The organism is Aurantimicrobium sp. MWH-Uga1 (genome assembly GCF_003325955.1).
In the GTDB taxonomy this organism is placed as follows: Bacteria; Actinomycetota; Actinomycetes; order Actinomycetales; family Microbacteriaceae; genus Aurantimicrobium.
The window spans coordinates 54261-77726 of sequence record NZ_CP030929.1 but is presented as its reverse complement, the minus strand read 5'-3'; the positions used below and the strand labels follow the sequence as shown (position 1 = coordinate 77726).

Here is a 23466-nt window from a genome sequence, read left to right as displayed (position 1 = left end):
CTTCTGTGTGCTTGGAGGCTACTATCTGGAAGATTTTTCTGGAATAGGTGCTTGACCCGAACGAACCAGCTCAGCCATATAAGCCCTGGCTTCGTCCTGTCGAGCCTGCTCAACACCGGAGGAGATTTCAGCTCGAAGGTGCTCTTGCCCATACCCGAAAGCATCAACAAGGTCTTGAGCATGGGGACGCAAGCGAGTGATCAAACGATCAACATATGCGGTCACCGCAGAAGCTCGCTGAGCAGACAGACGACCGTTGATCAAATACCAGGACAGGTTTTGTTCAATGACGTGGAGGCCGAAGAGGTCACGAACCCAGGTCACAACCTGACGAGTTCCCTCATCAGTGATCTTGTCGAGAGCATTAGTGAATGCTTCCCATTGCAGTAAGTTGCCGTGAGCAATAGCTGCTTCGATCAGGGCGCTTTGGTTCCGGTTGAAAGCTTCTGCTTCCTGGCCATTCTTCTTTGCGTCACGCAACTCAAGAGCGATGTTGGCAATCATGGTCTCGACGCGGTCGGTGAGCAGATCGCGTTGGGTGTCAGGATCACGAAGTTCCTTTACGGCACGAGCAGTCGAACCCAAGTCGTGGACGTTCTGACCCAAACGTCTCAAACCAGATCCCGTCACAGCACGTTCGGTGACCTGCTCCATCACGAGGCGAGCAAGGGAACCGGTATCTGCATCTTTGAACTTTTTGCTGTAGTCGGTCAGGAGACGCTTAGCAACCAGCTGAAGCAGAACGTTGTTGTCCCCTTCGAAAGTGGCATAGACATCCATGTCTGCACGCAGGAGTGTGAGACGGTTTTCTGCCAGGAAGCCTTGACCGCCACATGCTTCGCGACAATCTTGCAAAGTCTTGAGTGCATGCCAGGTAGATAGTGGCTTGAAGGCTGCTGCCATGGTTTCTAAGTCTTCGCGGTTCGCGTCAGAATCCTCACGACCACTAAACACGTCATCAAACTTCTCAAGGAGAACTTCCTGAGAGAAGCTCTGCGCATAGGTGGTCGCAATGAGAGGAATGAGGCGACGCTGGTGGCGCTGGTAATCCAGAAGCACTGTTTCTTCCTGGCCGGGGTTGGAGAACTGGCGGCGTTGGTTACCGTAGGTCACTGCAATCTGCAGACCAATCTTGGAAGCATTTACACAAGCACCATCTAGGGAGACACGTCCTTGCACCAGGGTTCCCAGCATGGTGAAGAAACGACGTCCTGGGCTGGCAATCGGTGAGGTGTAGTTTCCGTTCTCATCGACATCGCCGTAACGGTTGAGCAGGTTGTTACGAGGAATACGAACGTGGTTGAAATGCAGACGACCGTTATCAATACCGTTGAGACCACCCTTGTAACCGTCATCTTCACCACCGATGCCGGGGAGGAAGTTTCCGTTCTCATCGCGGATGGGCACATAGAAACCGTGAACACCGTGGCTCACGCCTTTAGTGATCAGCTGGGCAAAGACAACAGCAGCTTTGCCGTGCTTGGCAGCATTACCGAGGTAGTCCTTCCACGCCCCACGGAAAGGAGTGTTGATAACCCACTCCCCAGTTGCCTCGTCGAAAGTAGCCGTCGTTGCGAGCGAAGAAACGTCGGAACCGTGGCCAGTTTCGGTCATGGCATAGATACCAGGGGTCTCCAATGACATTGCAGAAGGCAAGAAACGATCGTGGTGGTCTTTGGTTCCCAAGTGAGCTATTGCGGCAGTGAACAAACCCCACTGCACACCCGACTTGATCTGAAGGGAGGGGTCAGCAGCTACCAGCTCCTGGAAAGCTGCCAGGTTTCCACCGTGGTCATCGAGCCCACCATACGCGGCAGGGAAAGCCCGGTGGACCTGCCCGTTTTCAACCAAAAGCTTAAGTTGGCCAAGCACGCGAGCGCGGTGCTCCTCCATGCCAAGACCAGGGATGTTGTGCATCTCAGGCTTACCGGCCAGGGCACGTGAGGCAAGCCGAACGTCTGCCCATTTGCCGAGCAAATAGCGAGATAAGTAGGCGCGATCAATCATCGCGGCTTCATTTTCAGTTGCAACGTCGTTTACTGTCTCAACTTTGTCGAGGATAGACATCGTGTGTGGCCTTTCATGGCGGATACCTACAACGTAGGCCCTATTTGAGCGCATGACGAACCCAGTTTCAAACGGTGTGTGGGGCTCCTACAATTTTCAGTTGAGAGAGCCCGTTATCTTTGTTGTTTCCTCACCGAGACTCTCAGGAAACATCTAGGCTGGAGTAATGCTCACCGTAATTTTTGGCCTGTCAGGGGCCCTTGTTTTTGGTAGCGGTGACTTCCTTGGAGGCCTTGCTTCTAAGCGGATGGGCGCCTTTTTGGCAACAGGTATTGCCGGACTGATAGGCCTGTTCCTGCTGATTGGTTACACGTTTCTCATTCCCGGTGAAATCAGTGACGGCGCCATCGTGTGGGGTTTGCTCTCAGGACTATGTGGTGCTGTAGCCATTCTCTTGCTCTATGCCGCACTCGCCATTGGCCCGATGAGTATTCTCTCCCCTCTAGGTGCACTGATCTCTGCAATCTTCCCTGTGATGTGGGCCTTGCTTATCAACGGTGAAAGCCTCGTGTGGTTCGGTTATGTCGCACTCGTTATCGGTGCTGTCGCGATTGTTTTGGTTGCCTTCACTCCAGAAAAAGAAGCGGTGAAACCCAAAGCACGTGGAATTATCTTCGCGGTCATTTCGGGCATTCTGATCGGTCTTTTCTTGATTGTGCTTGATCAAGCGCCCTCAGATGCTGGCCTCTACCCACTGGTTTTCAACCGTTTTGTGAACATCACCATCATGTTCTCCGTGGTCTTCGGAATGGCGTTGATTCGCTGGGCTCACAAAAAGGGCTACCTCGGAAAAGATGGCTCGCCACGTGCAGATCTTATTGTTGGTGACGCCGGAGCTACCGACTACCGCAACGGAATCTTGCTTGCCCTCGGCTGTGGATTATTGGACGCCACAGGAAACGCACTGCTGTTATTGGGCATTCAAACGGGCAACTTGAGTGTGATGTCCGTGCTCACCGCGATGTATCCCGCAGGAACCATCATCCTGGCAGCACTGGTACTGCGGGAGAAGATCACCAAACTTCAACTGGTAGGTATGGTTCTTGCACTCACCGCAGCAGCACTTCTTGCTCTGAGTTAGTTCACTGGGTTAATGAACAAGTGCCGCACCCGAAGGATGCGGCACTTGTCTCTTAAGAACTACGCGTTTGCTGAAGCGAGCTGCTGAAGCAGTTCGTCTCCTGGCTGTGCTGGAACCATTTCGGCTTCGATCTCTGCGCGGCCTAACAGGTCGTTCATGCGACGCTGACGGGTGCGAGGAATAATCGTCACCACAGTTCCTTGCTTACCTGCACGGCCAGTACGACCGGCGCGGTGCATGTAGGTTTTGTACTCATCAGGAGCGTCTGCCTGAATAACCAGATCGATGTCATCGACGTGGATACCACGAGCAGCAACATCTGTAGCCACCAGGACATTGACACGTCCGCTGGTCAGCAACTGAAGGTTACGTGTTCGGCGGTTTTGGTTCAGGTCACCGTGCAAGCTGGTTGCTGGAATACCTGCATCTTCTAGCTGGTCAGCTAGCTGCTCAGCATAGGCACGGGTGCGCGAGAAGATCAAAGTCTTTCCTTCACGAGCTGCAAGCTGTTCAATCACGAAAGGCTTGTCGCGGTGATCAACTACGAGAACACGGTGATCAATGGTGGAAGAGGCTTGGTCTTCACCAGCAACCTCGTGAACCGAGGGATCCTTCAGGAACTCGTTCACGATTGCGGCAACACCCTTGTCCAGGGTTGCCGAGAACAAGAGTCGTTGACCATCTGCCTTGGTGGCGCGAAGGATACGCTGCACAGGCTCGAGGAAGCCCAGATCACACATGTGATCTGCTTCATCGAGCACCGTGATGGAGATGTGGCCCAGGTCAATGTGACCTTGCTCCACGAGATCTTCCAAACGACCAGGTGTCGCAATGATGATGTCCACACCTCGGCGCAGGCTCATGACCTGCTTGTGCTGAGGTACTCCACCAAAGATAGTAGTGGTGAACAAACCGACAGAGCGAGCAATAGGCTGCACGGTACGGTCAATCTGCATTGCGAGCTCACGGGTTGGAGCCAGGATGAGAGCGCGTGGTGGACGACCCTGCTTGCGGTCCTTGCCACCGTTGTTTTCCATCAGGCGTTCAACAACGGGTGAACCGAAGGCAATGGTCTTTCCCGATCCGGTCTTTCCACGGCCAAGAACATCCTTGCCGGAGAGCACATCAGGAATAGTTGCTGCCTGGATGGGGAATGGTGCTACAGCACCCATGGTTGCCAACTGGCGGCAGATGTTATCTCCCAAACCCAGGTCAGAGAAGCTCACACCGTCAACATCGGCTGCAGTGGTTGCTTGTGCTTCCAGACGCTCAAGAACGACGTCTTCTTCAGGAGTAAAGCGGGCCTTCTCGTCCTTTGCAGGATAGAAGTCTGAAGCGGAACGACGAGGAGCCTCGTCTTTGTTCCAGCGTGGACGATCCCCACCAAAATTACGTGCGGGACGGTCGTTACGCTCACCATAGGAACGCTCACCGCGCGGAGCACGGTCACCGTAGGAGGGGCGCTCGGAACGTTCGTAACGTGGACGTTCAGAACGCTCACCGCGGCTGTAGGCGGGGCGATCGTTGCGGTCCCCGTAGGAAGGACGGTCGTTCCTCGGTGCACGGTCACCATATGGAGCGCGCTCTGCGCGTGCTCCATCACGGTCGTAGCGTGGACGCTCTCCCCGGTTGTACGCAGGACGTTCATTACGGTCACCACGGTTGAACGAAGGACGTTCGGAACGCTCACCGTATGCGGGGCGCTCGGAACGTGGTGCACGATCTCCGTAGGGAGCACGCTCTGAACGCTCGTAACGTGGACGCTCGGTGCGGTGACCGTAAGCAGGACGATCAGAACGCTCGCCGCGGTTGTATCCGGGGCGTTCATTACGGTCACCACGTGGTGCGCGGTCACCGTAAACGGGACGCTCGCCCGCAGGCGCACCACGACGTGCGTCACGGTCTTCGTTGCTCCAGCGGTTTTTACGTGGTGCTTCAGTGGACTCGGGACGGTATCCGCGGTGTCCAGGGCTGCGAGAACCAGCGGAAGGACCGCCGGACTTCTTCGCGCCGTAGCGTGGTTCAAAATTCTTAGCCGGACGACCGCCGGCTGGTTTCTTATTCTTAGGCATGACTTTTTCTCTGGGTTGGATTCGTTGCAAAACAACACACAAACGTGCTGATAAGAACCCGGGCAGTCTTTGGCCGGGACCGATTCACTTCGAGTGACTATCACCAACAGAATTGTTGGGGAACCGGCCCACCTGACTTACAAACCCATCTGCATCACAATGCAGTGTCAAGAGCCGACCTTTTGACTATACGGGAGAAACCCCAAAGGTTCAAGAAAAAGTTGAGAGTTGAAAATTCAGGTTCACTTCTTCAGACGCGCAAGAAGGAAATAACCTGCAGCGAACACAGCAACGATAAGAATGTTGCCAATCAGTCGCAGCTCGGGATAGTGCTGGAGAAAAGCACTGTCGATACTGACCACCACGGTGATCATCAGGACAAGATACAAAGCCGACAGTGCTGGGCTGAGTCTTTTCACGGTGCGCCTTTCCGATAAAGAAAGCCCCTTACGGGGCTTCTTTTCTGGCGGAGACGGCGGGATTTGAACCCGCGGTCCCCTTACGAGGACTCCACCTTAGCAGGGTGGTGCACTAGGCCGAACTATGCGACGTCTCCTTGGACTCCTGGCATGCAGAAGCACCAGAGCAATCATACCCGGACAGCTGTGACGGGAATAATCGGGGCTTACTGTTGGTCGAGAGTGCGGCCAGCAGAGCAGGTGTAGTCGTTTGCTGTCTGACCGTTCACGTTCTCTGGGAGAACAGCAACTTCAACAGGAGCTGAGGTTTGTGTGGGCGCAGTTGTTGCACCCGGTGTTGCCGTGGGGGTCGGTGTAGCAGTTGCCTTCTTGGCGGCTTTTGCTTCTGCTTCTGCCTGGGCAGCAGCCTTGGCTGCTGCATCAGGGTCAACCACTGAACCGTTACCGGTGGTTCCACTCAATGCGATGGGCTGATCTGCCAACAGCGCAGCAAAGAGAGCTTCAGCTTCGGCTTGATTGGGCTGAACCTTGCCCGCATAAATTCCTGTTCCACCGGTGGAGCTGGGGTACTGAACGAAGACAACATTCTCGAGCGGAATATCTTTGAGCGCCATCGCGATAGACATCATTGTGTCGATGTTGTTGAGGCTGTTAGAGAGCGTCATGTTCGAGATAGCAGCCTTGGCCAGACCGAAGAGCGCTACAGGGTTGGTCAGTGTTTGTGCACTCTTGAGCTTGCGCACCAAAGAAGACAGGAACACTTGCTGGTTGGAAATACGGCCGAGGTCACTACCGTCACCCACACCGTGACGAGTGCGCAGGAACTGCAGTGCCTGGAGACCTGAGAGGGTGTGCATTCCAGCATCGAGGAATGTTTGGGTGTATTCGTCCTCGATGGGTTCGGCCACGCAGACCTCAACACCACCGATGGCGTTTGCCATCTCAATCACGCCATTGAATTGAATCATGGCAGCGAAGGGGATACTCAAGCCGGTGAGCTCTTCAACGGTGAGAACAACACAGGGCAGACCACCCTCGTTCAACGTTCCGTTAATGGGGCCAGACCAGCCGCCACCACCGTCGGGACAGTCCGCATAGTGCACAACCATGTCACGGGGAATGGAAACCACGGTTGCATTGGTGTGGTCCGCTGAGATGTGAAGCAGGATGTTGACGTCGTTGAGAACGCTACCGGGGTCAGCATCGAAAACACCAGGGTCGGTGCCTTCGCGAGAGTCACTACCGACGAGAAGGAAGTTCACGCCACCCTCGATAGCGCCGATGTCAGGAATGCGCTGATCGTTCGCCAGTGCTACACCTTCTTTGGCGCCGCGAGCGATGTCCCAAAAAGCGATACCGGCAATGGAGGCGGTAGCAACCATGACGACGGCCAGGCCTGCGCCAATCCAACTCAGAAGCGTGCGGCCACCCTTGCGGGGTGCCACATTGCCGTGGCGTATAGCGGCACGCGCGCTGCGTATGCGGCGCGCACGTGTTGCTTTCTGCTCACTCATGCTTTCCCCGATCAGTGACGGAATATGGCGGAGGGCGTGGGATTCGAACCCACGATGCATTGCTGCACACTGGTTTTCAAGACCAGCTCCATCGGCCGCTCGGACAGCCCTCCTTGTCGAGTTCACGAAGAATTCGACTGCATGAGTCTACCCGAATGACAAGCTTTAGGCTTTCAGAGCATCCTGCGAAAGACCTGAAAGCGGGTTTTAGGGCAATTTACCCAGTGCTTCGAGCAATCCCAGCTCGTGAACCTGGCCACACACTTCGTTGGCAACAGCCTTGATTTCTGGTTCAGCATTACCCATGGCAACGCCGCGCCCCATCTCAGCAGCCCACTCCAGCATCTGGATATCGTTATTGCCATCTCCTGCAGCAAACAATCTGGACCGAGGAAAACCTAATGCTTCACGGACCTTTTCTAATGCAGAGGCTTTGCTGACACCCTCCGGGGCTATATCGAGCCAGGCGGCCCAGCCGATGGAATAGCTCACCTGCTTGAGGCCGATACGTTCAACTACCTGGAGGAAGTCTTCTGTTTCATGATCGGGTGAGACCACGACCACGCGCGTTGCTCGCAGGTTAAGAAGTTCTTCGAATTTGACCTGGTGGGCAAGCAAGTTGTGATCAACGCCAGGAATAGGTTCGGTGAAGTAGTAGTCACCGAATTCATCTTCCACGGCATACATGCCGTCAGGAAGATGACCCTTGACAAGGTTAAGCACTCCCTCGGGGCGAAATGTTTCCACATGATGTTTGACATAACCGTCATCGGCAAGAGGTTCACGTTTGAGCAACATTGCTCCGTTAGAACACACAACATATTCAGGCCATATATCGAGCTGGCGCAGGACCGGAATAGTTTCAACCAAGGCCCTGCCTGTTGCCAGCATGACCTCGTGACCACGAGCTGCTGCGGCACGGACTGCCTCGACAACCTCTGGGGCTACATCACCGCGGTGGGTGAGCAGAGTCCCATCAACATCAAGGGCAACAAGCCACCGATCTTCTGGGGCAACCTGGGTCACTGGGCATCCAATGGAGTCAGAACGGAAATACCGCCCAGGTAGGGGCGCAAAGCTTCAGGAACTATGACGGAACCATCTGCCTGCTGATGGGTTTCCAGAATGGCAACCAACCAACGGGTTGTGGCGAGGGTTCCATTGAGTGTGGCAACCGGTGCTGTTTTTCCAGTTTCAGTGCGGTAACGGGTGTCAAGACGTCGTGACTGGTAAGTAGTGCAGTTCGAGGTGCTGGTTAGTTCACGGAATGCACCCTGAGTGGGAACCCATGCTTCGATATCGAACTTGCGTGCAGCACTAGACCCCAAATCTCCAGCGGCAACATCAATGACACGGTAGGCCAATCCCAGAGACTGAAGCATGTCCTCTTGCCAGGCAACCAGGCGGTCGTGTTCTGCTTCAGCTTCCTCGGGTGTGGTGTAGACAAACATTTCGAGTTTGTTGAACTGGTGAACTCGAATAATTCCGCGGGTATCTTTTCCGCCAGATCCTGCTTCACGGCGATAACACGTTGACCATCCGGCATACCGCAGTGGGCCGTTGCTGAGGTCGATGATTTCGTCGGCGTGATATCCGGCGAGCGCAACCTCACTTGTTCCCGTGAGATACAGGTCGTCTGCAGGAAGGTAATAGATTTCGTCGGAGTGCTCACCTAGGAAACCCGTGCCCTGCATGATGTCAGGTCGCACGAGTGTGGGGGTGATGAGCGGAATGAATCCTGCTTCGAGTGCCCGATCAAGAGCCAGGTTCATCAGAGCAAGCTCGAGACGAGCACCAATTCCTTTGAGGAAGTAAAAGCGTGAACCAGAAACTTTGGTGCCGCGGGGCATGTCGATAGCGCCAAGAAGTTCACCGAGTTCGAGGTGGTCTTTGGCCTCAAAGTCGAAGGAGGGAATGGTGCCCACTTCACGGAGAGTGACAAAGTTTTCTTCGCCACCGGATGGGATGCCCTCGATGATGGGGTTGTGAATCTTTCGTGCAGCTTCGGTGTATGCCTCATCTGCTGCTGTGGCAGCTGCGTTAGCTTCCTTCACCTTGGCAGCTAGCTCGGCAACTTCAGCGAGGAGTGCTTTCTTCTCGTCACCTTGAGCTTGACCGACTTTCTTGCTGAACACATTTTGTTCAGCGCGGAGCTCTTCAAAGTAGGCAAGTGCGGAACGGCGGGCAGCATCAGCTTCGATGGCAGCGTCGACTAATCCAGGGTCTGACCCTCTGGCCACCTGTGAGGCACGGATAACGTCAGGGTTTTCGCGAAGCAATACTGGGTCAATCACATGCCCAGTTTAGTTCAGGCTAGTCGCCGAGTATTTCCGCAAGCCACGCACGTGCATCTTGGAAGATGCCGTCGGCGTAACGCTGGGAATGCTGGGTGGTGACTTTGTCTGCACGAGGGTAGGAACCCAGGAAGATGACCTTGGGGCTGAAGCGGCGCAAACCAAGAAGCGCATCAGCAACGCGTTCGTCACGGGCGTGACCTTCCGCGTCGATGACGAATCGGTATCGACCAAATTCATCTCCGATGGGGCGTGACTGAATCAGTGAGAGGTTCACACCACGAGTTGCGAACTGTTCCAACATCTCCAACAGTCCACCGGCGCGGTCATCGGGCAGTTCCACAATCAAACTGGTTTTATCTGAACCTGTGGGTGCAGGAAGTTCAGTGGTCTTACTTACGAGGACGAATCTGGTTACCGCGTTGGGGTTGTCTGCAATCCCTGAAGCCAGAACATCCACGTCATAGTGTTTGGCGATGCCCGCAGGAGCAATGGCGGCATCAGCGGTGTCAGTCTCGAGGAGACTGGCCGCTGCCGCGACATTGCTTGAGGAGGGAATGTGGCCATGGTGAGGCAGGGTCTTTTCTAACCAGCCACGGCATTGAGCATAAGCAACCGGGTGGGCGTTAATGACGTTAATTTCTGCGAGGGAAGTTCCCTTTCGCGCGACGAGATCGAACTCAACGGGGACAAGGTATTCGCCAATGATGCGCAAGTTAGGGATGTTGGCCAGAGCATCTTGGGTTGCGGTTACGCCACCTTCGACCGAGTTTTCAATGGCGATCATGGCTGCAACAGAACGACCGGAGACCACGTCTGCAAGAGCCTCGCCAACATTATTGACTGAGTGCCAGGTCTTTCCGGCAGCTTCAGGAACCTGCGAGAGGGCAGCTTCAGTAAAGGTTCCGGCAGGCCCGAGATAGCTGTATGCCGGCGCCGTGGAAACTTTTTCTGAAGAACTCATGTTCCAAATGTACCGGCACTGGCAAACTTGGCTTGTGACTACTCGCGCCGGAACCCCTGCCCTTCCCTCCGATCTCATTGATATTCATGAGTTGGTGAGGGCCTATTACGACCTGACACCAGATATGACAGTGCCTGAACAGCGCGTCGTTTTTGGCACCAGTGGCCACCGCGGTTCTTCACTCAACGCTGCGTTTAATGAGCAGCACATCCTGGCAACAACCCAAGCAATTGTGGAATACCGTGCTCTGCAAGGCATCACCGGTCCCCTCTTTATCGGCATGGATACGCATGGTTTGTCCCGCCCGGCCCACGAGACGGCTCTGGAAGTACTTGCCGCAAATGGTGTTCGCACGTTCACAGATTCACGCGACGGTTTCACACCCACGCCTGCTGTCTCTCACGCCATTTTGGAATACAACAAAGCCGGGCATGGGGATGAAGCTGACGGCATTGTGGTGACCCCCAGCCATAACCCACCTCAGGATGGTGGCTTCAAATACAACCCTCCGCACGGCGGTCCTGCGGACTCTTCTGCCACAAACTGGATTGCATCTCGGGCGAACGAACTGATCGAAGGTGGCTTGGTTGATGTCAAGCGCACCAACCCTGAGGGGTTAATTCAGGAGTATGACTTCCTCGAGCACTACGTTGCTGATCTGGAGAACGTCATTGACATGAAAGCTATTGCTGAATCGGGCGTTCACATCGGTGCTGATCCTCTCGGTGGAGCTTCTGTGGCGTATTGGAGCGCCATTAAGGAACGCTATGGCCTCAACCTCACTGTGGTGAACCCCGAGGTTGACCCCGCCTGGTCATTTATGACCTTGGACTGGGACGAGAAGATTCGCATGGATCCTTCTAGCCCGAATGCGATGGCGTCCCTCATTTCCAAGCGTCACGACTTTGATTTGCTCACCGGTAACGACGCAGATGCTGACCGTCACGGCATTGTCACCCCCGATGCGGGACTGATGAACCCTAATCACTACCTCGCCGTGGCCGTTGAATACCTGTTTGCACACCGTCCCGGATGGCGTCCTGATGCCCGCATCGGTAAGACCTTGGTCTCGAGCTCCATGATCAACTTTGTTGCCGACGGTTTAGGCCGAGTGCTGTGGGAAGTTCCGGTTGGTTTCAAATGGTTTGTGCCCGGTCTGGTCGATGGCTCGGTGGGCTTTGGCGGTGAAGAAAGCGCCGGCGCCTCGTTCCTCCGTAAGGATGGAACTGTGTGGACCACTGATAAGGACGGCATCATTTTGGCTTTGCTGGCCGCAGAAATTATTGCCGTCACCGGCAAGACCCCCTCACAGTTGTATTCCAATCTCACACAGAAGTTCGGTAATCCTGCCTATGCCCGCGTGGATGCACCGGCAGACCGCGAAGCGAAGGCTCGCCTGGGCAAGCTCAGCGGTGATGACATCACCGCAACAGAGCTTGCGGGCGATCCCATCATTGCCAAGCTCTCTCACGCTCCCGGCAACGGCGAAGCCATTGGCGGTGTGAAGGTGGAAACCGAATTGGCGTGGTTTGCTGCTCGCCCTTCAGGTACTGAAGACGTCTACAAAATCTATGCGGAATCATTCAAGGGTCCTGAGCACCTCAAGCTTGTTCAAGCAGAGGCAAAGAAGATTGTGGACGCTGCGCTGAACTCTTAGTAATAACTCGGAGCAGGTTCGAGGTTAAAGAACTGCTCCAGGGTGGGGATGTTTAGATTGTGCATCGCAGTTGAGACGCGTGTTCCGACATAACGGAAGTGCCACGGCTCATACTGGTACCCCGTGATGGAGTCGTAGCCATTGGGGTAGCGAACGATGAAGCCGTACTGCCAGGAGTTCGCGGCTAGCCACTGCCCTGCGGCAGTGTCTGCGAAGCAGACATCGACCTGGCAAGGGCCGCCATCGTTGAGGTCAACAGCCAACCCGGTTTGGTGTTCGGAGTGACCAGGTCTTGCAGAGTATGTGTCTGCTCTAGCTTGGCCATCCCGGGCGACAAAGCCGTTATAGGTTGCAACCTGGGTGTCGTAGCTGCGATAGGCACTGGCAACGCTGAGCAGGATTCCAGCTGCTGCGGCATCGGTGGCCATGCGATCGAGTGCTTGAGCTGCTTCGGTTCGCAAGGGGCGACTGTAGGGATTCGAGAGTGCTGTGGGCACCGACATGTCCGGTGATTCAAAGTTGCTGGGATTGAGTGGGCGGTGTTTATTCACCACCACGGTGATGGAGTTGGGGTCATCGATGTCGAAGAAGGGCGTGCGCGCAGGCTTCGGTGTTGGCGTCGCTGTGGGTGTTGGCGTCGCACTCTGGGTGACAGTGGGGGTTGACGTGGCAGTGTGAGCACTTCCTGTGGCGCAACCTCCCAGAAAGACAGAAGCGATCAACACAAAGCTCATGGCAGTCGTGCGAATCATGTGGAGGGGTTTTCCCGGTCGTAGGCGGCACGCTTTTCAATAATGAGATCAATGTTGTCCAACGTCCAGTCAGCGAGAGCGCGAACAGGAACAATGAGCGTTTGACCCAATTCGGTTAGTGCATATTCAAACCACGGTGGGGTTTCTGCGTGAACGACGCGTTCAATCAATCCGTCGCGTTCCAGCTGCCGCAGCGTAACCGTGAGCATGCGGCGAGAAATCTTTGGGATGCGTTCAACCAGTTGGGTGTAGCGCATGGGTTCTCTACTGAGCACACCGAGGAGAACCAGACTCCACTTATCACCAATGTGGGAGAGCACCGAGAAGAAGACATCCCTATCTGTTGCCTGGATACGTTCCTTAATGCTGTTCAGATCAGTACTCATGTGTTCACCCCCAGCGAAGATTGTGGTTGCTTTTGCGGTTCTAGGATACTATGTGTTACCTCAGTTACTTTTAGTAACTACTAAAAAGTTTTCCTTCTAACCAAAGGCTGTATATGTCTGCAAAAGCTGTCGCCGACGCGGTGATGTCCAAGCGAGAGATCATGCTCGTCATGATCGGACTGATGTCCGGTATGTTCCTCTCCGCGCTCGACCAAACCGTGGTCAGCACCTCGATGCGCACTATCGCCGATGACCTCGACGGAATGGCTCTCCAAGCCTGGGTCACCACGGCCTACATGATCATGTCGACCATCTCGACTCCTCTTTATGGCAAGCTCAGCGACATCTTTGGTCGCCGACCGCTGTTCATCATTGCCATCAGCATCTTCGTCATCGGTTCATTCCTGGCAGGAACAGCAGACACGATGTATTCGCTGGCGGGTTATCGCGCCATCCAGGGCCTTGGTGCTGGTGGTTTGATGGCATTGCCGCTGGCCATCATGGGCGACATGCTTGCTCCTCGCGAGCGCGCAAAATACCAAGGCTTCTTCCTTGCCGTGTTTGGTGTCTCCAGCGTGATTGGCCCACTCATTGGTGGTGTGCTTTCAGGAACTCCAGAAATTCTGGGCATCGCAGGATGGCGTTGGGTCTTCCTCATTAACGTGCCCATTGGAATCGTGGCCCTCGGCATCGTTCTCAAGGCACTACATCTGCCCAAGACCCACCGCCGAGTTCGAATTGACTGGTGGGGTGCTGCCACGGTTATTACCGCAACAGTTCCCCTGCTTCTCGTCGCTGAGCAAGGTCGCGAGTGGGGCTGGCTCTCCACTGCATCCCTGTCCTGCTACCTCATCGGTGTGGCATCGGCTGTCGCCTTCGTCATGATTGAGCGCTCCATGGGTGATGACGCACTGATCCCCATGAAGATGTTCAAGTCTCAAACCTTCACTATGGCCACTATCTTGGGTGTGTTTGTTGGGTTTGGCATGTTCGGCGCCATGATGACCATCCCTCTCTACCTCCAGTTGGTCAAGGGTGCTACCCCCACCGAGAGCGGTCTGCTCATGCTGCCGATGATCCTGGGCATGATGATTGCGTCCATTGTGAGTGGCCAGGTTATGGCTCGCACAGGAAGCTACAAGTGGTTCCCTCGAGTTGGTACTGCGTTCATGATTCTGGGCTTCTTGCTCTTTACACGCCTGAGCTGGGACAGCCCATTCTGGTTTGTCATGCTGGGCATGTTCTTTATGGGTGCTGGTCTGGGTCAGCTCATGCAAACCCTCACCGTGGCCAGCCAGAACTCTGTTGGTCCCCGTGACATTGGTGTCGCCACCAGCTCGTCGACCTTCTTCCGCACCATGGGTGGTACTGCAGGAACTGCCATTTTGTTCTCAGTACTCTTCAACGCCATTCCTGAAGCACTCAAGAGTGCCTTCACCACACCCTCTATCACCGCGGGTGTTGCCAAAGCACTGGCAGACCCTGCTGTAACTCAGGACCCTGCCAACGCGGCCATTATCGAAATCTACAAAGACCCCACTGCGATTGGATCCTCCCTTAACGGTGACACGTCATTCCTAGTTGGTGCCAACGAAGCATTAGCAAAGCCCTTCCTCGTTGGGTTTGCTGACGCAACCGTTCAGGTTTATTGGATTGGTCTGGTCGTTGTAACCATCGCCTTCATCCTCAGCTGGTTCCTCAAAGCAACTCCTCTTCGCCAGAAGTCTGCGATGCAAGAAGCTGCTGAAGAAGATGCCATGCTCATTGCTGAGAGTTCAGCTGAGATGATGGGCGCGATGGTCGAGCCTGGAACAGCTACAGGAGCTATCCGCCTCAAAGAGGCTGAAAAGCGTGAAGCTGCACGTCAAGCACACAAAGAAAAAGCAGAAGCCAAAAAGAAAGCCAAAGCTTCTTCCTAACAAATACTGACGTGGGCCCCGGTATTCACCGGGGCCCACCTCGTTAACATCGCAAGGGTTGTGAACTAGACCAGTCGCTGAGTCTGTCTAATGACAGAGGGTGAGATGGGAGTTCCCTCTGGAGTCATCTCAGAAGCTGTCGGTTCACCCGCAACAACACGGAGAGGTAAAACTCCTGCCCAGATGGAGCGGTCATCTCCATCATTCTCGAACTCATCAACCGGACCAGCACTCACCTTCACGCTGGCAACATCCAGCGGGATGCTCAGCACCATGGTTGCTGCGAGTTCTTTCTTGGTGGTCTCGCGAACCTCATCCCAGCGACCTGGCATCATGTGGTTAGTCAGTGTGGCCAAAGCAGCAAGTTTCTGATCGCCTTCAATAACTGTTGCTGTGCCCATGATGACGGCAGAGCGGTAATGAATTGAGCTCTCAAAAGCCGAGCGGGCATACACAAGGCCATCCAACAGCGTCACTGCAACGCACACATCTCGGCCATCTGCTATTTCCCGGAAGATCCCCGACCCGGTTGAGCCGTGAATAAGCAGATGATCGCCATCCCGACCAATACCGACAGGCAACACCATCGGTTTACCATCTCGAACTACAGCAACGTGACCATAAATGGCCTCGTCCAGAAGAGCGTTCAACGCATCGCGATCGAAAACCTGCTTCTCATCAAGACGCTTAACTCGAGTTTGTTCCGTGCGTGGAAGTTCGTGATTACTCAAAAGACACCTGCTTGTCATACTCGGCAAAACGTGACTTCATCACCTTGAGTGACTCAGGGTTCTGATCCACCAAGATGAAGTTTCGACCCAAAGCAAGAGCAGCAGCACCGGTTGTTCCGCTGCCGGCAAAGAAGTCCAGCACAGTGTCGCCCTCGCGACTGGAGGCTTGAATGATGCGGCGAAGAATACCTTCAGGCTTTTGCGTGGGATAGCCCGTCTTCTCTTTGCCGGTCGGAGAGACGATGGTGTGCCACCACACATCTGTGGGAAGTTTTCCTTTGGCGGCCTTCTCAGCCGTGACCAAACCTGGAGCCATATAGGGCTCCCGGTCGACCTCTTCAGAGTTGAAGTAGTACGTCTTGGGGTTCTTCACATAAACCAAGATGGTGTCGTGCTTGGCGGGCCAGCGACCCTTGGCTTTTGCGCCATAGTCATAAGCCCAAATGAGTTCATTGATAAAACTGTCACGGCCAAAAAGGGCATCCAGCATCACCTTGGCATAGTGTGCCTCACGGTAGTCGAGGTGCAGATAGAGAGTGCCATCGTCGGCCAGTAAACGCCATGCTTCGCGCAGGCGAGGCTCGAGGAATGCCCAGTAGTCATCGAAGCGATCGTCATATTTCATGAGGTCGCTGCGGGTGCGCTCATAGCTTTTGCCTTTGAAGCCCACTAAACCCTTGGTGGAATCATCCGCAGCAAGGACAGAAGTGACCTTGCTGCGTGTTTGTTCACGTCCCGTGTTGAACGGTGGGTCGATATAGATCAGGGTGACGGACTCATCTGGCAACGTCGCCAAAACATCAAGGTTGTTTCCCTTGATGACGCGACCGGTTGCAGAACTCACCTGCCTATTCTGGCAGTTCTCGTCGTAGGCTCGTTCTATGAGCACAGAAGTCGTTCACCAGCCCAGCAAATCTCGCTATGTCATCTTGGTTGATGAGAAGGAAGTTGGCGTAGCCAACTACCTTTCTCGTGAGAACGACATCATGATTACAGGCACCTTCATTGACCCCGCTCATCGAAATGAAGGCTTGGGCGCCATCTTGGTTCGTCGCACCATAGACGACATCATTGCCTCCACGACCAAGAAGGTCACCTCGGGGTGCTGGTTTGTCACCCAGTGGCTGGATCTGCACCCCAACTACGTGGACACAGCCCGTTCTGGCGGGATTGATGCGGAACTCGGCAACACTTGCCGAATTGTTTAGGACGCAATCCGTTCAGAAATCCACGAGATCATGTCGTCAATGACTTCTTCTTTGTTGATTTCGTTGAAAATTTCGTGACGTGCTTCAGGATAAACACCCAACGTGACATCGGTTAGACCAGCGCGCTCGATATAGCTTTCTGCAAGTTTGATGTTGCTGGGCTTACCGCCCAAGGTGTCGTCTTCACCAACAATGAGCAGCAGTGGAACCTGCGGCATACCTTTAGCTGGTTTGCCGAACAGGCGTAGGCCATCGGCAACGCCATAGAGCTTGAGAGTGTCAGCTTCGAAGGTCCAGGGGTCTTCCTTGAATGCTTTCCAGACAGCTGGGTCACGGCTGAGCCACTCGTGGCCGGTGCAGCCTGGAGTGTCGAAGCGCTTATTGAGCTTGCCGGCATTCATGGAACCTGGCTGGCGATAGGCACTTCCCGAGAAAACGACCGCGGCATAGTCTGCTGCGTGATCATTGATCAGAACTTGGCCCATGAGCGACCCCATGCTGTGGCCCAGCAAAACGATGGGAACCCCAGGGTTCTCAGCACGAATGATGTTGGTCATCTCAGTGAAGTCCGCAACAGCGGCACGGAAACCGCCGGGACCCAGCTTTCCTAGCTTGGAAAGATCTCCACCAAACTGCTTGACACCTGTGCGACCGTGTCCACGCTGATCCGGGACATAAACCGAGAACCCTGCCGAGTTCAATGCGGCAGCGACGTGCGCATAGCGGCCTGCGTGATCTCCGAGGCCGTGCATGATTTGAACAACTGCTCGGGGGTTCTTCACCGAATACACGTCATAGACAATGGTCACACCTTGTGCATCAATGAATTCGGCGGTTTTCATTAGCGAACGCCTTCCATCAGTTTGAGAACCCACTTGCGCATCAGTAAGAGCACAATACCGAGACCAATAGCTGCCAAGCCAGAGTAGGCGAAGTAATCAAAGTTCATCTCTGGATGCTTCTCGTCATACAAACCAGCGAGCTGACCTGACATTGCTGTACCCAAAGCGCTGGAAAGAAACAACAGGGCAACCATCTGGGTGCGGAAGGCAGTCGGTGCCAGCTTGGTGCTCACCGAGAGACTCACAGGAGAAATCAAAAGCTCAGCAATGGTGAACACGAACAAGATGGCAACCAAAGCGAGCAGTGGTGCGGTGTGTGGTGCAGCGCTGTAAATGGTGAGGAACAGCAAGAAAGCAAAACCCATCACGATTGTTCCCAAAGCCATCTTGACCGGGGTACTGGGTTGCTTTGTTCCCCATTTGGTCCACAGTGCGGCGAACACACCAGAGAGGGCAAGGATGAAAATGGGGTTGATGGACTGCACCCACGAGACGGGCATGTCCCAACCAAAGATGCTCAGGTTCAGCTGATCATTAGCAAAGACCGTCACAACAGTGAACTGCTGCTGATACAGCGACCAGAACGCAGCACAGGCAATAAACAGCGGAATGAATGCCAGCACCCGGTTGCGTTCCACCGTCGTGATGAGCTTGCTACCCAAAATGACAACGAAATACGCAATAGCTGCGGCAAGCGTCACCACAATGATCACGGTGGAGAGGTTGCCACTGGTAATCACTCCGGAGAGAACCAAGATTGCTATGAGGGCAATGCCGGCCAGAGCCAACGCTCCCACAACCCACTTCTTGTTTGCGGGAAGAGGATTAGGAACAAGACGCGTTTGTTCAGGTAGCTTGCGGCGACCAATCGAGTACTGGGTCAAACCGGCAGCCATACCAACTGCCGCAAGACCGAAGCCCCAGTGGAATCCGTAGGTGGTCTGCAAGAAACCGGTGGCGAGTGGGCCAACAAATGCACCCAGGTTGATGCCTAGGTAATACAGAGAGAAACCGGCATCTCTGCGAACATCACCAGGTGCATAAAGTTGCCCCACAATGCTGGTGGCGTTTGCTTTCACACCACCGGCACCGATTGCAATCAGAATCAAACCAACAATCAGGCCGGTGTAAGCAGGCAAAACCGCGAGCGCAACGTGGCCAAACATGACCATGACCGCAGCAAAGAACAGGACACGTTCGCTGCCAAAAAGCCGGTCAGCTAACCACGCGCCCAGAATGGTGGCGAGATACACGCCACCGCCATAAGCACCCACAATGCCGGTAGCGACCTTGACGTCGATACCGAGACCACCCTTGTCTGCAGGGTAGAACATGTACAACAACAGGATTCCCTGCATGCCGTAGAAAGAGAACCGCTCCCACATTTCCACGCCAAAGATCGTGGTGAGTTGGCGGGGCTGGCCAAAGAATAATTTCTCAGGCTTGGTTGTTGGAGCAGCACTGGTCATTGGGCAATCCTACGTCTTGGTGACAAAATCGAATCGTTCTTGGCGAAGTGCTTCGACTTCCGGCTCCACGATGTGTTCCAGTGGACGATCAACTGCCCAGCTCAAGAGTTGCTCCGCCATGAGCGGATTGCGCACTAAACAGGGTCCGTGGAAATAGGTGCCAATGACTCTGCCATTGATGGCGCCTTCAGTGCCATCGCCGTTGCCGATACCATGCGAGACAGTTGCCAGCGGGCGAACATCAGAACCCAAGTGGGTATGACCGCCATGGTTTTCGTACCCAGTAAAGGCTTGGGTAAGTCCCACTGGAGCGAACTCACTGGGGATGGCAATCATTTCTCCGACAGCACGCTTCTCTAAACGATCCGTGGTGACATCAAGCAGACCTAAGCCCTGCGAGGGTTTGCCTTCTGCATCGAGAAAAGTGTGGCCCAAGATTTGGTATCCGGCGCAAATAGCAAAAATTGAAGCCCCGTTCTTCACACCCTCGGCGAGCGCTCCGCTGCTGTGCAGCGCAGCTGCGGCAGCGGACTGCGCGGTATCTTCACCACCACCGAGTACATAGATGTCCGCGTCGTGCGGAACTGTTTGTCCGGGAGAAATTTCGAGAATCTCGACAGCAATCTCATGTAAGCCGGCAATGTGTTTGAGTGCAGCCACATTGCCACCATCACCATAGGTTCCCAACAAAGTGGGAAAGATCGAAGCAATCTTTACTGTCTTGCTCATGCATCCACCGCACCTTCGAGTGCGCCCACACGAATCTTTTGGAAGGCCGTATAGGTTGCTGCACAATCAATGACATCTAGCTCTCGAACAGAGGCAGGCAGGTCAGCATCCGTGGCAAAAGGATCTTCCACAACCAGGGCATCAACTCCGGCGTGCAAAAGTCGAACAGCAAGATCACGTCGACGATTACCCGACGCAACAACAGTTCGCCCGGCTAAACGTTCAAACGGCACATCCCACAACCAGGAAGGATCACGCCCGTCGGCGTGATTGGAATTAATCATGATGATCACAGGTGCTGGTGCCGGGGGCATGATGTCGAGAAGTTCACTCCACCCAGCGGGGTTCTTTGCCAATAACAAGCGGACTTTGAGTGCACCAGATTTCACGATTGCATAGCGGCCTGATACTGCAGCCACGCCCGACATGAGCTGGACGGCTTTGTCGAGGTCAACCCCCAACTCACTACAGGCAGCTAAGGCCATCGTTGCATTGGACGCATTAAAGCGTCCAGGCAAATTCAGTTTGGATAGGTCATATTTCTTGCCCTGCGGTGAGACCGCCGTTGCTTGGTGCGTCCCCGCAGAGGCGGTCCACTCAAAAACCCAGTCGGGTGTTGGGCGCCTGCGTCCACAGCCTGAACAGTTCCATGAGTTCTCGTCACGAGTGAGCAACGTTCCACACTCGGGACAGACAGAAGAATCTGCTGTCCAGGCCTGACCCGCTGCAACCCACACAATGTTCTTGGCCTTTTCTGCTGCAAAAACAATCATGGGATCATCCGCGTTTGCGATGATCAGAACCTCAGGGTTCTGCTCAATCATCTTGCGCCACTTGCGTGCCAACATGGCCACTTCACTCATGCGATCCAGCTGGTCACGGCTGAGGTTACCAAGGAGCACAACCTTCGGTTGTGTCTCTGCCACGATGCGTGGCAGATAGGCTTCATCAACTTCGAGCACAGCCTGAGCTCCTGGTGCACCGGTTGCCAGCGCCCATACGGCACCCTCTGTCATATTCGCGCCAGTGGTGGGCGAAGCGACCGGTCCCCTTTGGCTCAGCGCGGTGGCGAGTAATCGTGTTGTGGAGGTCTTTCCATTTGTTGCTGAAACAAGAGCAGCAACACGTCCCTGCGAAAGATGTTCAAGAGCATGCGGAGAAAGTTTGAGGGAAACTTTGCCGCCAATAATCATTCCCTCACCGCGGCCAGCAAGCCTCGATGTGGCGGCTGCAAGTTTTCCTGCAGAAATCGCCAGACGGGTTCGCAGGGGCGTATTCACCTCTCCACTTTATAAGCTCATCTCATGGACAACTTGGACCGTCGCATCATTGATCAACTGCGTCAGAACTCTCGAGCAGCCTATGGGGACATCGGAAGCGTGATTGGGCTGTCTGCTTCAGCCGTCAAACGTCGTGTCGATCGCTTGATGGCTGACGGCGTGATTCGTGGATTTACCATCCACGTGGACCCCTCAGTTGAGGGCCTGGAGACCGAGGCCTATGTGGAATTGTTCTGCCGCGGCACAGTTGCTCCAGATGAGCTTCGTCGACTCCTCGAGGGTGTTCCAGATGTTGTTGATGCTGGGACCGTCTCCGGAAGTGCCGACGCGATTGTGCACATGCGTAGTCACAATATTGCGAGCCTCGAGGATGCTTTGGAAGCAGTGCGAAACGCTCCTAACGTTGATCACACGAGAACTTCTATCGTGATGTCACGACTCATTTATCGCGAATAGTTTGTTCCCAAACGTCCCCGCTAGGCTGGAGGAATGAGCAATGAAGCCTACGACGTCGTTATCGTTGGCGGGGGTCACAACGGCCTGACCGCTGCCGCCTATTTAGCTAAGACCGGACGGTCTGTTCTTGTGCTGGAGCGAAGTGACCACCTTGGGGGTGCTGCAATTTCAGCTGAAGCTTTTGACGGCATTGATGCTCGTCTGTCCCGCTACAGCTACCTTGTCAGCCTCTTGCCCCAGAAGATCATTGATGACCTCGGGTTAGACGTGAAACTGATTCGCCGTCGATACTCGTCCTACACTCCAGTTCCTGGAAACCCCGAAGTCGGTCTCCTTGTCGACAACCAAGATGCTTCCGCAACTGCATCCTCGTTCTCGCGCATAGGGGAAACAGAAGATGCTGCCGGCTTTGAGAAGTTCTATGCCAAGACCATCGAGCTAGCAAAGGCCCTATGGCCAACAGTGACTGAGCCTCTCGTCACACGCTCAGAAGCTAAGCAGCTTCTGGGAAACGATGCTGTGTGGGATGAATTTATTGAGCGCCCTCTCGGTGAGGTCATTGAACGCGACATCCAGGGTGAGGTTGCCCGTGGCGTTGCCTACACCGACGGCATTATCGGCACCTTCTCCAACCCCCACGATGCGAGCCTGGACCAAAACCGCTGCTTCCTGTACCACGTGATTGGAGGCACCACCGGCGACTGGGATGTCCCCGTAGGTGGCATGGGTGCCGTCTCCGGTGAAATTGCTCGCGCCGCACGCGAGGCAGGTGCATCCTTGCTTACCGAAGCCGAAGTAACAGCTATTGCTCCAGCTCAATCAATGGGTGACCTCAGTTCTGTGTTTTACACCAAAGATGGTCGGGCACACGAAGTCAGCACTCCCTGGGTTCTCGCTAACGTTTCTCCGTGGGTTCTTGCTCAGTTGCTCGGCGAAGAACTGGCACCTGAGAAGCGCCCGGAGGGCGCTCAAGTTAAAGTTAATTTGTTGCTCAAGCGACTGCCCAAGTTGGCCGATCCCACCGTCACACCCGAGCAGGCATTTGGTGGAACCTTTCACATCAACGAAACTTACGGTCAGTTGCAGAAAGCTTTCGAAGAAGCCGCTGCAGGTAATATCCCGTCAACGATGCCGTGTGAAATTTATTGCCACTCGCTCAGTGATCCCAGCATCTTGGGGCCAGAGCTGCGTTCTTCCGGCGCACAGACACTGACGGTGTTTGGTATTCACGCACCACACTCTCTGGTCAACCGTCAGAACAATGATGCTGTTCGAGCACAGCTGCAAGAAGCAGTGCTGCGCTCACTCAACAGTGTGCTCGCTGAGCCCATCGAAGACGTTCTCATGCGTGATGCCAATGGTGAGTTGTGTGTTGAAACCAAGACCACCTTGGATTTGGAAGACGCATTGAACATGACAGGCGGAAACATTTTCCACGGCCTGCTCTCCTGGCCCTGGGTTGAAAACGGTGACGACCTCTCCACTCCCGCCAAGCGTTGGGGAGTCGCAACCGAGTACCCCGGTGTTCTGCTGTGTGGCTCTGGCGCCCGTCGTGGTGGCGCTGTGTCCGGCATTGGTGGTCACAACGCCGCCATGGCTGTTCTCGAAAGTAGCTAGTTTTTTCTC

General features: G+C 54.7%; 21 protein-coding genes and 2 tRNA genes. 6 read left to right on the top strand and 17 right to left on the bottom strand.

Translation table 11 applies throughout. The annotated features are described in order from the left end of the window. Positions 1 to 21 precede the first annotated feature (21 nt). On the bottom strand, positions 22 to 2067 hold the full coding sequence (locus tag AURUGA1_RS00415) for an acyl-CoA dehydrogenase (RefSeq protein WP_114128399.1): 2046 nt from the start codon (positions 2065 to 2067) through the stop codon (positions 22 to 24). Positions 2068 to 2233: 166 nt separating this feature from the next. On the opposite strand from AURUGA1_RS00415, the gene AURUGA1_RS00410 reads away from it, so the two are divergent. After that, the gene (locus tag AURUGA1_RS00410) at positions 2234 to 3148 is read left to right on the top strand and encodes an EamA family transporter (RefSeq protein WP_114128398.1); all 915 of its coding nucleotides are present in this window, start codon (positions 2234 to 2236) and stop codon (positions 3146 to 3148) included. Positions 3149 to 3207: 59 nt separating this feature from the next. On the opposite strand, the gene AURUGA1_RS00405 is transcribed toward AURUGA1_RS00410, so the two are convergent. The 8 genes from AURUGA1_RS00405 to pheA form a co-directional block, all read right to left on the bottom strand. Further along, a complete protein-coding gene (locus AURUGA1_RS00405; protein WP_114128397.1) occupies positions 3208 to 5220 on the bottom strand; it encodes a DEAD/DEAH box helicase in 2013 nt (670 codons plus the stop codon). A gap of 242 nt (positions 5221 to 5462) precedes the next feature. Next, entirely contained in the window at positions 5463 to 5639 is a 177-nt protein-coding gene (locus tag AURUGA1_RS08015; RefSeq protein WP_162784012.1) for a hypothetical protein, read from the bottom strand. Between the two features lie 45 nt (positions 5640 to 5684). Next, positions 5685 to 5776, bottom strand: a tRNA-Ser gene (locus AURUGA1_RS00400). A gap of 69 nt (positions 5777 to 5845) precedes the next feature. After that, a complete protein-coding gene (locus AURUGA1_RS00395) occupies positions 5846 to 7153 on the bottom strand; it encodes an LCP family protein (RefSeq protein ID WP_114128396.1) in 1308 nt (435 codons plus the stop codon). A gap of 25 nt (positions 7154 to 7178) precedes the next feature. Next, positions 7179 to 7266, bottom strand: a tRNA-Ser gene (locus AURUGA1_RS00390). 94 nt (positions 7267 to 7360) lie between these two features. Beyond that, positions 7361 to 8179 (bottom strand): HAD family hydrolase, encoded by an 819-nt coding sequence (locus AURUGA1_RS00385; RefSeq protein WP_114128395.1) that lies wholly within the window; start codon positions 8177 to 8179, stop codon positions 7361 to 7363. Next, a complete protein-coding gene (gene serS / locus AURUGA1_RS00380; protein ID WP_114128394.1) occupies positions 8176 to 9447 on the bottom strand; it encodes a serine--tRNA ligase in 1272 nt (423 codons plus the stop codon). The genes AURUGA1_RS00385 and serS overlap by 4 nt, the downstream gene beginning before the upstream one ends. A 19-nt stretch (positions 9448 to 9466) precedes the next feature. Further along, complete coding sequence (gene pheA, locus AURUGA1_RS00375) at positions 9467 to 10411, bottom strand: prephenate dehydratase (protein ID WP_114128393.1); 945 nt, start codon at positions 10409 to 10411, stop codon at positions 9467 to 9469. Positions 10412 to 10445: 34 nt separating this feature from the next. On the opposite strand from pheA, the gene pgm reads away from it, so the two are divergent. Next, entirely contained in the window at positions 10446 to 12068 is a 1623-nt protein-coding gene (gene pgm, locus AURUGA1_RS00370; protein WP_114129657.1) for a phosphoglucomutase (alpha-D-glucose-1,6-bisphosphate-dependent), read from the top strand. On the opposite strand, the gene AURUGA1_RS00365 is transcribed toward pgm, so the two are convergent. After that, positions 12065 to 12820, bottom strand: a complete 756-nt coding sequence (locus tag AURUGA1_RS00365; protein WP_114128392.1) for a D-alanyl-D-alanine carboxypeptidase family protein — start codon at positions 12818 to 12820, stop codon at positions 12065 to 12067. The two genes, pgm and AURUGA1_RS00365, sit on opposite strands and share 4 nt — an antisense overlap. Continuing rightward, complete coding sequence (locus AURUGA1_RS00360) at positions 12817 to 13206, bottom strand: helix-turn-helix domain-containing protein (protein ID WP_114128391.1); 390 nt, start codon at positions 13204 to 13206, stop codon at positions 12817 to 12819. The genes AURUGA1_RS00365 and AURUGA1_RS00360 overlap by 4 nt, the downstream gene beginning before the upstream one ends. Before the next feature lie 113 nt (positions 13207 to 13319). Here AURUGA1_RS00360 and AURUGA1_RS00355 point away from each other — a divergent pair, with 113 nt between their 5' ends. Then, positions 13320 to 15125, top strand: coding sequence for an MDR family MFS transporter (locus tag AURUGA1_RS00355; protein WP_240187368.1), 1806 nt, complete (start codon positions 13320 to 13322; stop codon positions 15123 to 15125). A 65-nt stretch (positions 15126 to 15190) separates the two neighbouring features. Here AURUGA1_RS00355 and AURUGA1_RS00350 read toward each other — a convergent pair whose 3' ends face one another. Both AURUGA1_RS00350 and AURUGA1_RS00345 read right to left on the bottom strand, forming a co-directional pair. Continuing rightward, a complete protein-coding gene (locus tag AURUGA1_RS00350) occupies positions 15191 to 15856 on the bottom strand; it encodes a pyridoxamine 5'-phosphate oxidase family protein (RefSeq protein WP_205214649.1) in 666 nt (221 codons plus the stop codon). After that, positions 15849 to 16700, bottom strand: coding sequence for a site-specific DNA-methyltransferase (locus AURUGA1_RS00345; protein WP_114128389.1), 852 nt, complete (start codon positions 16698 to 16700; stop codon positions 15849 to 15851). Before AURUGA1_RS00345 ends, AURUGA1_RS00350 begins: the two co-directional genes overlap by 8 nt. Positions 16701 to 16737: 37 nt before the next feature. Between AURUGA1_RS00345 and AURUGA1_RS00340 the strand changes: the two genes are divergently transcribed. Next, the gene (locus AURUGA1_RS00340; protein ID WP_114128388.1) at positions 16738 to 17064 is read left to right on the top strand and encodes a GNAT family N-acetyltransferase; all 327 of its coding nucleotides are present in this window, start codon (positions 16738 to 16740) and stop codon (positions 17062 to 17064) included. Here AURUGA1_RS00340 and AURUGA1_RS00335 read toward each other — a convergent pair. From AURUGA1_RS00335 to AURUGA1_RS00320, 4 genes are read right to left on the bottom strand one after another with little or no spacing between them, the layout of a single operon-like run. After that, on the bottom strand, positions 17061 to 17906 hold the full coding sequence (locus AURUGA1_RS00335) for an alpha/beta fold hydrolase (protein WP_114128387.1): 846 nt from the start codon (positions 17904 to 17906) through the stop codon (positions 17061 to 17063). The two genes, AURUGA1_RS00340 and AURUGA1_RS00335, sit on opposite strands and share 4 nt — an antisense overlap. After that, on the bottom strand, positions 17906 to 19375 hold the full coding sequence (locus AURUGA1_RS00330) for a peptide MFS transporter (RefSeq protein WP_114128386.1): 1470 nt from the start codon (positions 19373 to 19375) through the stop codon (positions 17906 to 17908). The genes AURUGA1_RS00335 and AURUGA1_RS00330 overlap by 1 nt, the downstream gene beginning before the upstream one ends. A gap of 9 nt (positions 19376 to 19384) precedes the next feature. Beyond that, entirely contained in the window at positions 19385 to 20104 is a 720-nt protein-coding gene (locus AURUGA1_RS00325) for a type 1 glutamine amidotransferase (RefSeq protein ID WP_114128385.1), read from the bottom strand. Beyond that, positions 20101 to 21384: a MurT ligase domain-containing protein gene (locus AURUGA1_RS00320; protein ID WP_205214648.1), complete on the bottom strand. Its 1284-nt coding sequence runs from the start codon at positions 21382 to 21384 to the stop codon at positions 20101 to 20103. The genes AURUGA1_RS00325 and AURUGA1_RS00320 overlap by 4 nt, the downstream gene beginning before the upstream one ends. A gap of 24 nt (positions 21385 to 21408) precedes the next feature. Between AURUGA1_RS00320 and AURUGA1_RS00315 the strand changes: the two genes are divergently transcribed. Together AURUGA1_RS00315 and AURUGA1_RS00310 are read left to right on the top strand one after the other, a co-directional pair. Further along, positions 21409 to 21840 carry an Lrp/AsnC family transcriptional regulator gene (locus tag AURUGA1_RS00315; RefSeq protein ID WP_114128384.1) on the top strand — a complete coding sequence of 144 codons (432 nt, stop codon included), beginning with the start codon at positions 21409 to 21411 and terminating at the stop codon, positions 21838 to 21840. A 33-nt stretch (positions 21841 to 21873) separates the two neighbouring features. Next, on the top strand, positions 21874 to 23457 hold the full coding sequence (locus tag AURUGA1_RS00310) for an NAD(P)/FAD-dependent oxidoreductase (RefSeq protein ID WP_114128383.1): 1584 nt from the start codon (positions 21874 to 21876) through the stop codon (positions 23455 to 23457). Positions 23458 to 23466: the final 9 nt, after the last annotated feature.

What these genes read in the sequence shown, in the direction of transcription:
- AURUGA1_RS00365 (WP_114128392.1), bottom strand. Translation starts at nt 12,820, where the DNA reads ATGATTCGCACGACTGCCATGAGCTTTGTGTTGATCGCTTCTGTCTTT.
- AURUGA1_RS00410 (WP_114128398.1), top strand. Translation starts at nt 2,234, where the DNA reads ATGCTCACCGTAATTTTTGGCCTGTCAGGGGCCCTTGTTTTTGGTAGC.
- AURUGA1_RS00335 (WP_114128387.1), bottom strand. Translation starts at nt 17,906, where the DNA reads ATGAAAACCGCCGAATTCATTGATGCACAAGGTGTGACCATTGTCTAT.
- AURUGA1_RS00310 (WP_114128383.1), top strand. Translation starts at nt 21,874, where the DNA reads ATGAGCAATGAAGCCTACGACGTCGTTATCGTTGGCGGGGGTCACAAC.
- AURUGA1_RS00405 (WP_114128397.1), bottom strand. Translation starts at nt 5,220, where the DNA reads ATGCCTAAGAATAAGAAACCAGCCGGCGGTCGTCCGGCTAAGAATTTT.
- AURUGA1_RS00340 (WP_114128388.1), top strand. Translation starts at nt 16,738, where the DNA reads ATGAGCACAGAAGTCGTTCACCAGCCCAGCAAATCTCGCTATGTCATC.
- pheA (WP_114128393.1), bottom strand. Translation starts at nt 10,411, where the DNA reads ATGAGTTCTTCAGAAAAAGTTTCCACGGCGCCGGCATACAGCTATCTC.
- AURUGA1_RS00415 (WP_114128399.1), bottom strand. Translation starts at nt 2,067, where the DNA reads ATGTCTATCCTCGACAAAGTTGAGACAGTAAACGACGTTGCAACTGAA.
- AURUGA1_RS00315 (WP_114128384.1), top strand. Translation starts at nt 21,409, where the DNA reads ATGGACAACTTGGACCGTCGCATCATTGATCAACTGCGTCAGAACTCT.
- AURUGA1_RS00360 (WP_114128391.1), bottom strand. Translation starts at nt 13,206, where the DNA reads ATGAGTACTGATCTGAACAGCATTAAGGAACGTATCCAGGCAACAGAT.
- AURUGA1_RS00325 (WP_114128385.1), bottom strand. Translation starts at nt 20,104, where the DNA reads ATGAGCAAGACAGTAAAGATTGCTTCGATCTTTCCCACTTTGTTGGGA.
- AURUGA1_RS00355 (WP_240187368.1), top strand. Translation starts at nt 13,320, where the DNA reads ATGTCTGCAAAAGCTGTCGCCGACGCGGTGATGTCCAAGCGAGAGATC.
- AURUGA1_RS00330 (WP_114128386.1), bottom strand. Translation starts at nt 19,375, where the DNA reads ATGACCAGTGCTGCTCCAACAACCAAGCCTGAGAAATTATTCTTTGGC.
- AURUGA1_RS00395 (WP_114128396.1), bottom strand. Translation starts at nt 7,153, where the DNA reads ATGAGTGAGCAGAAAGCAACACGTGCGCGCCGCATACGCAGCGCGCGT.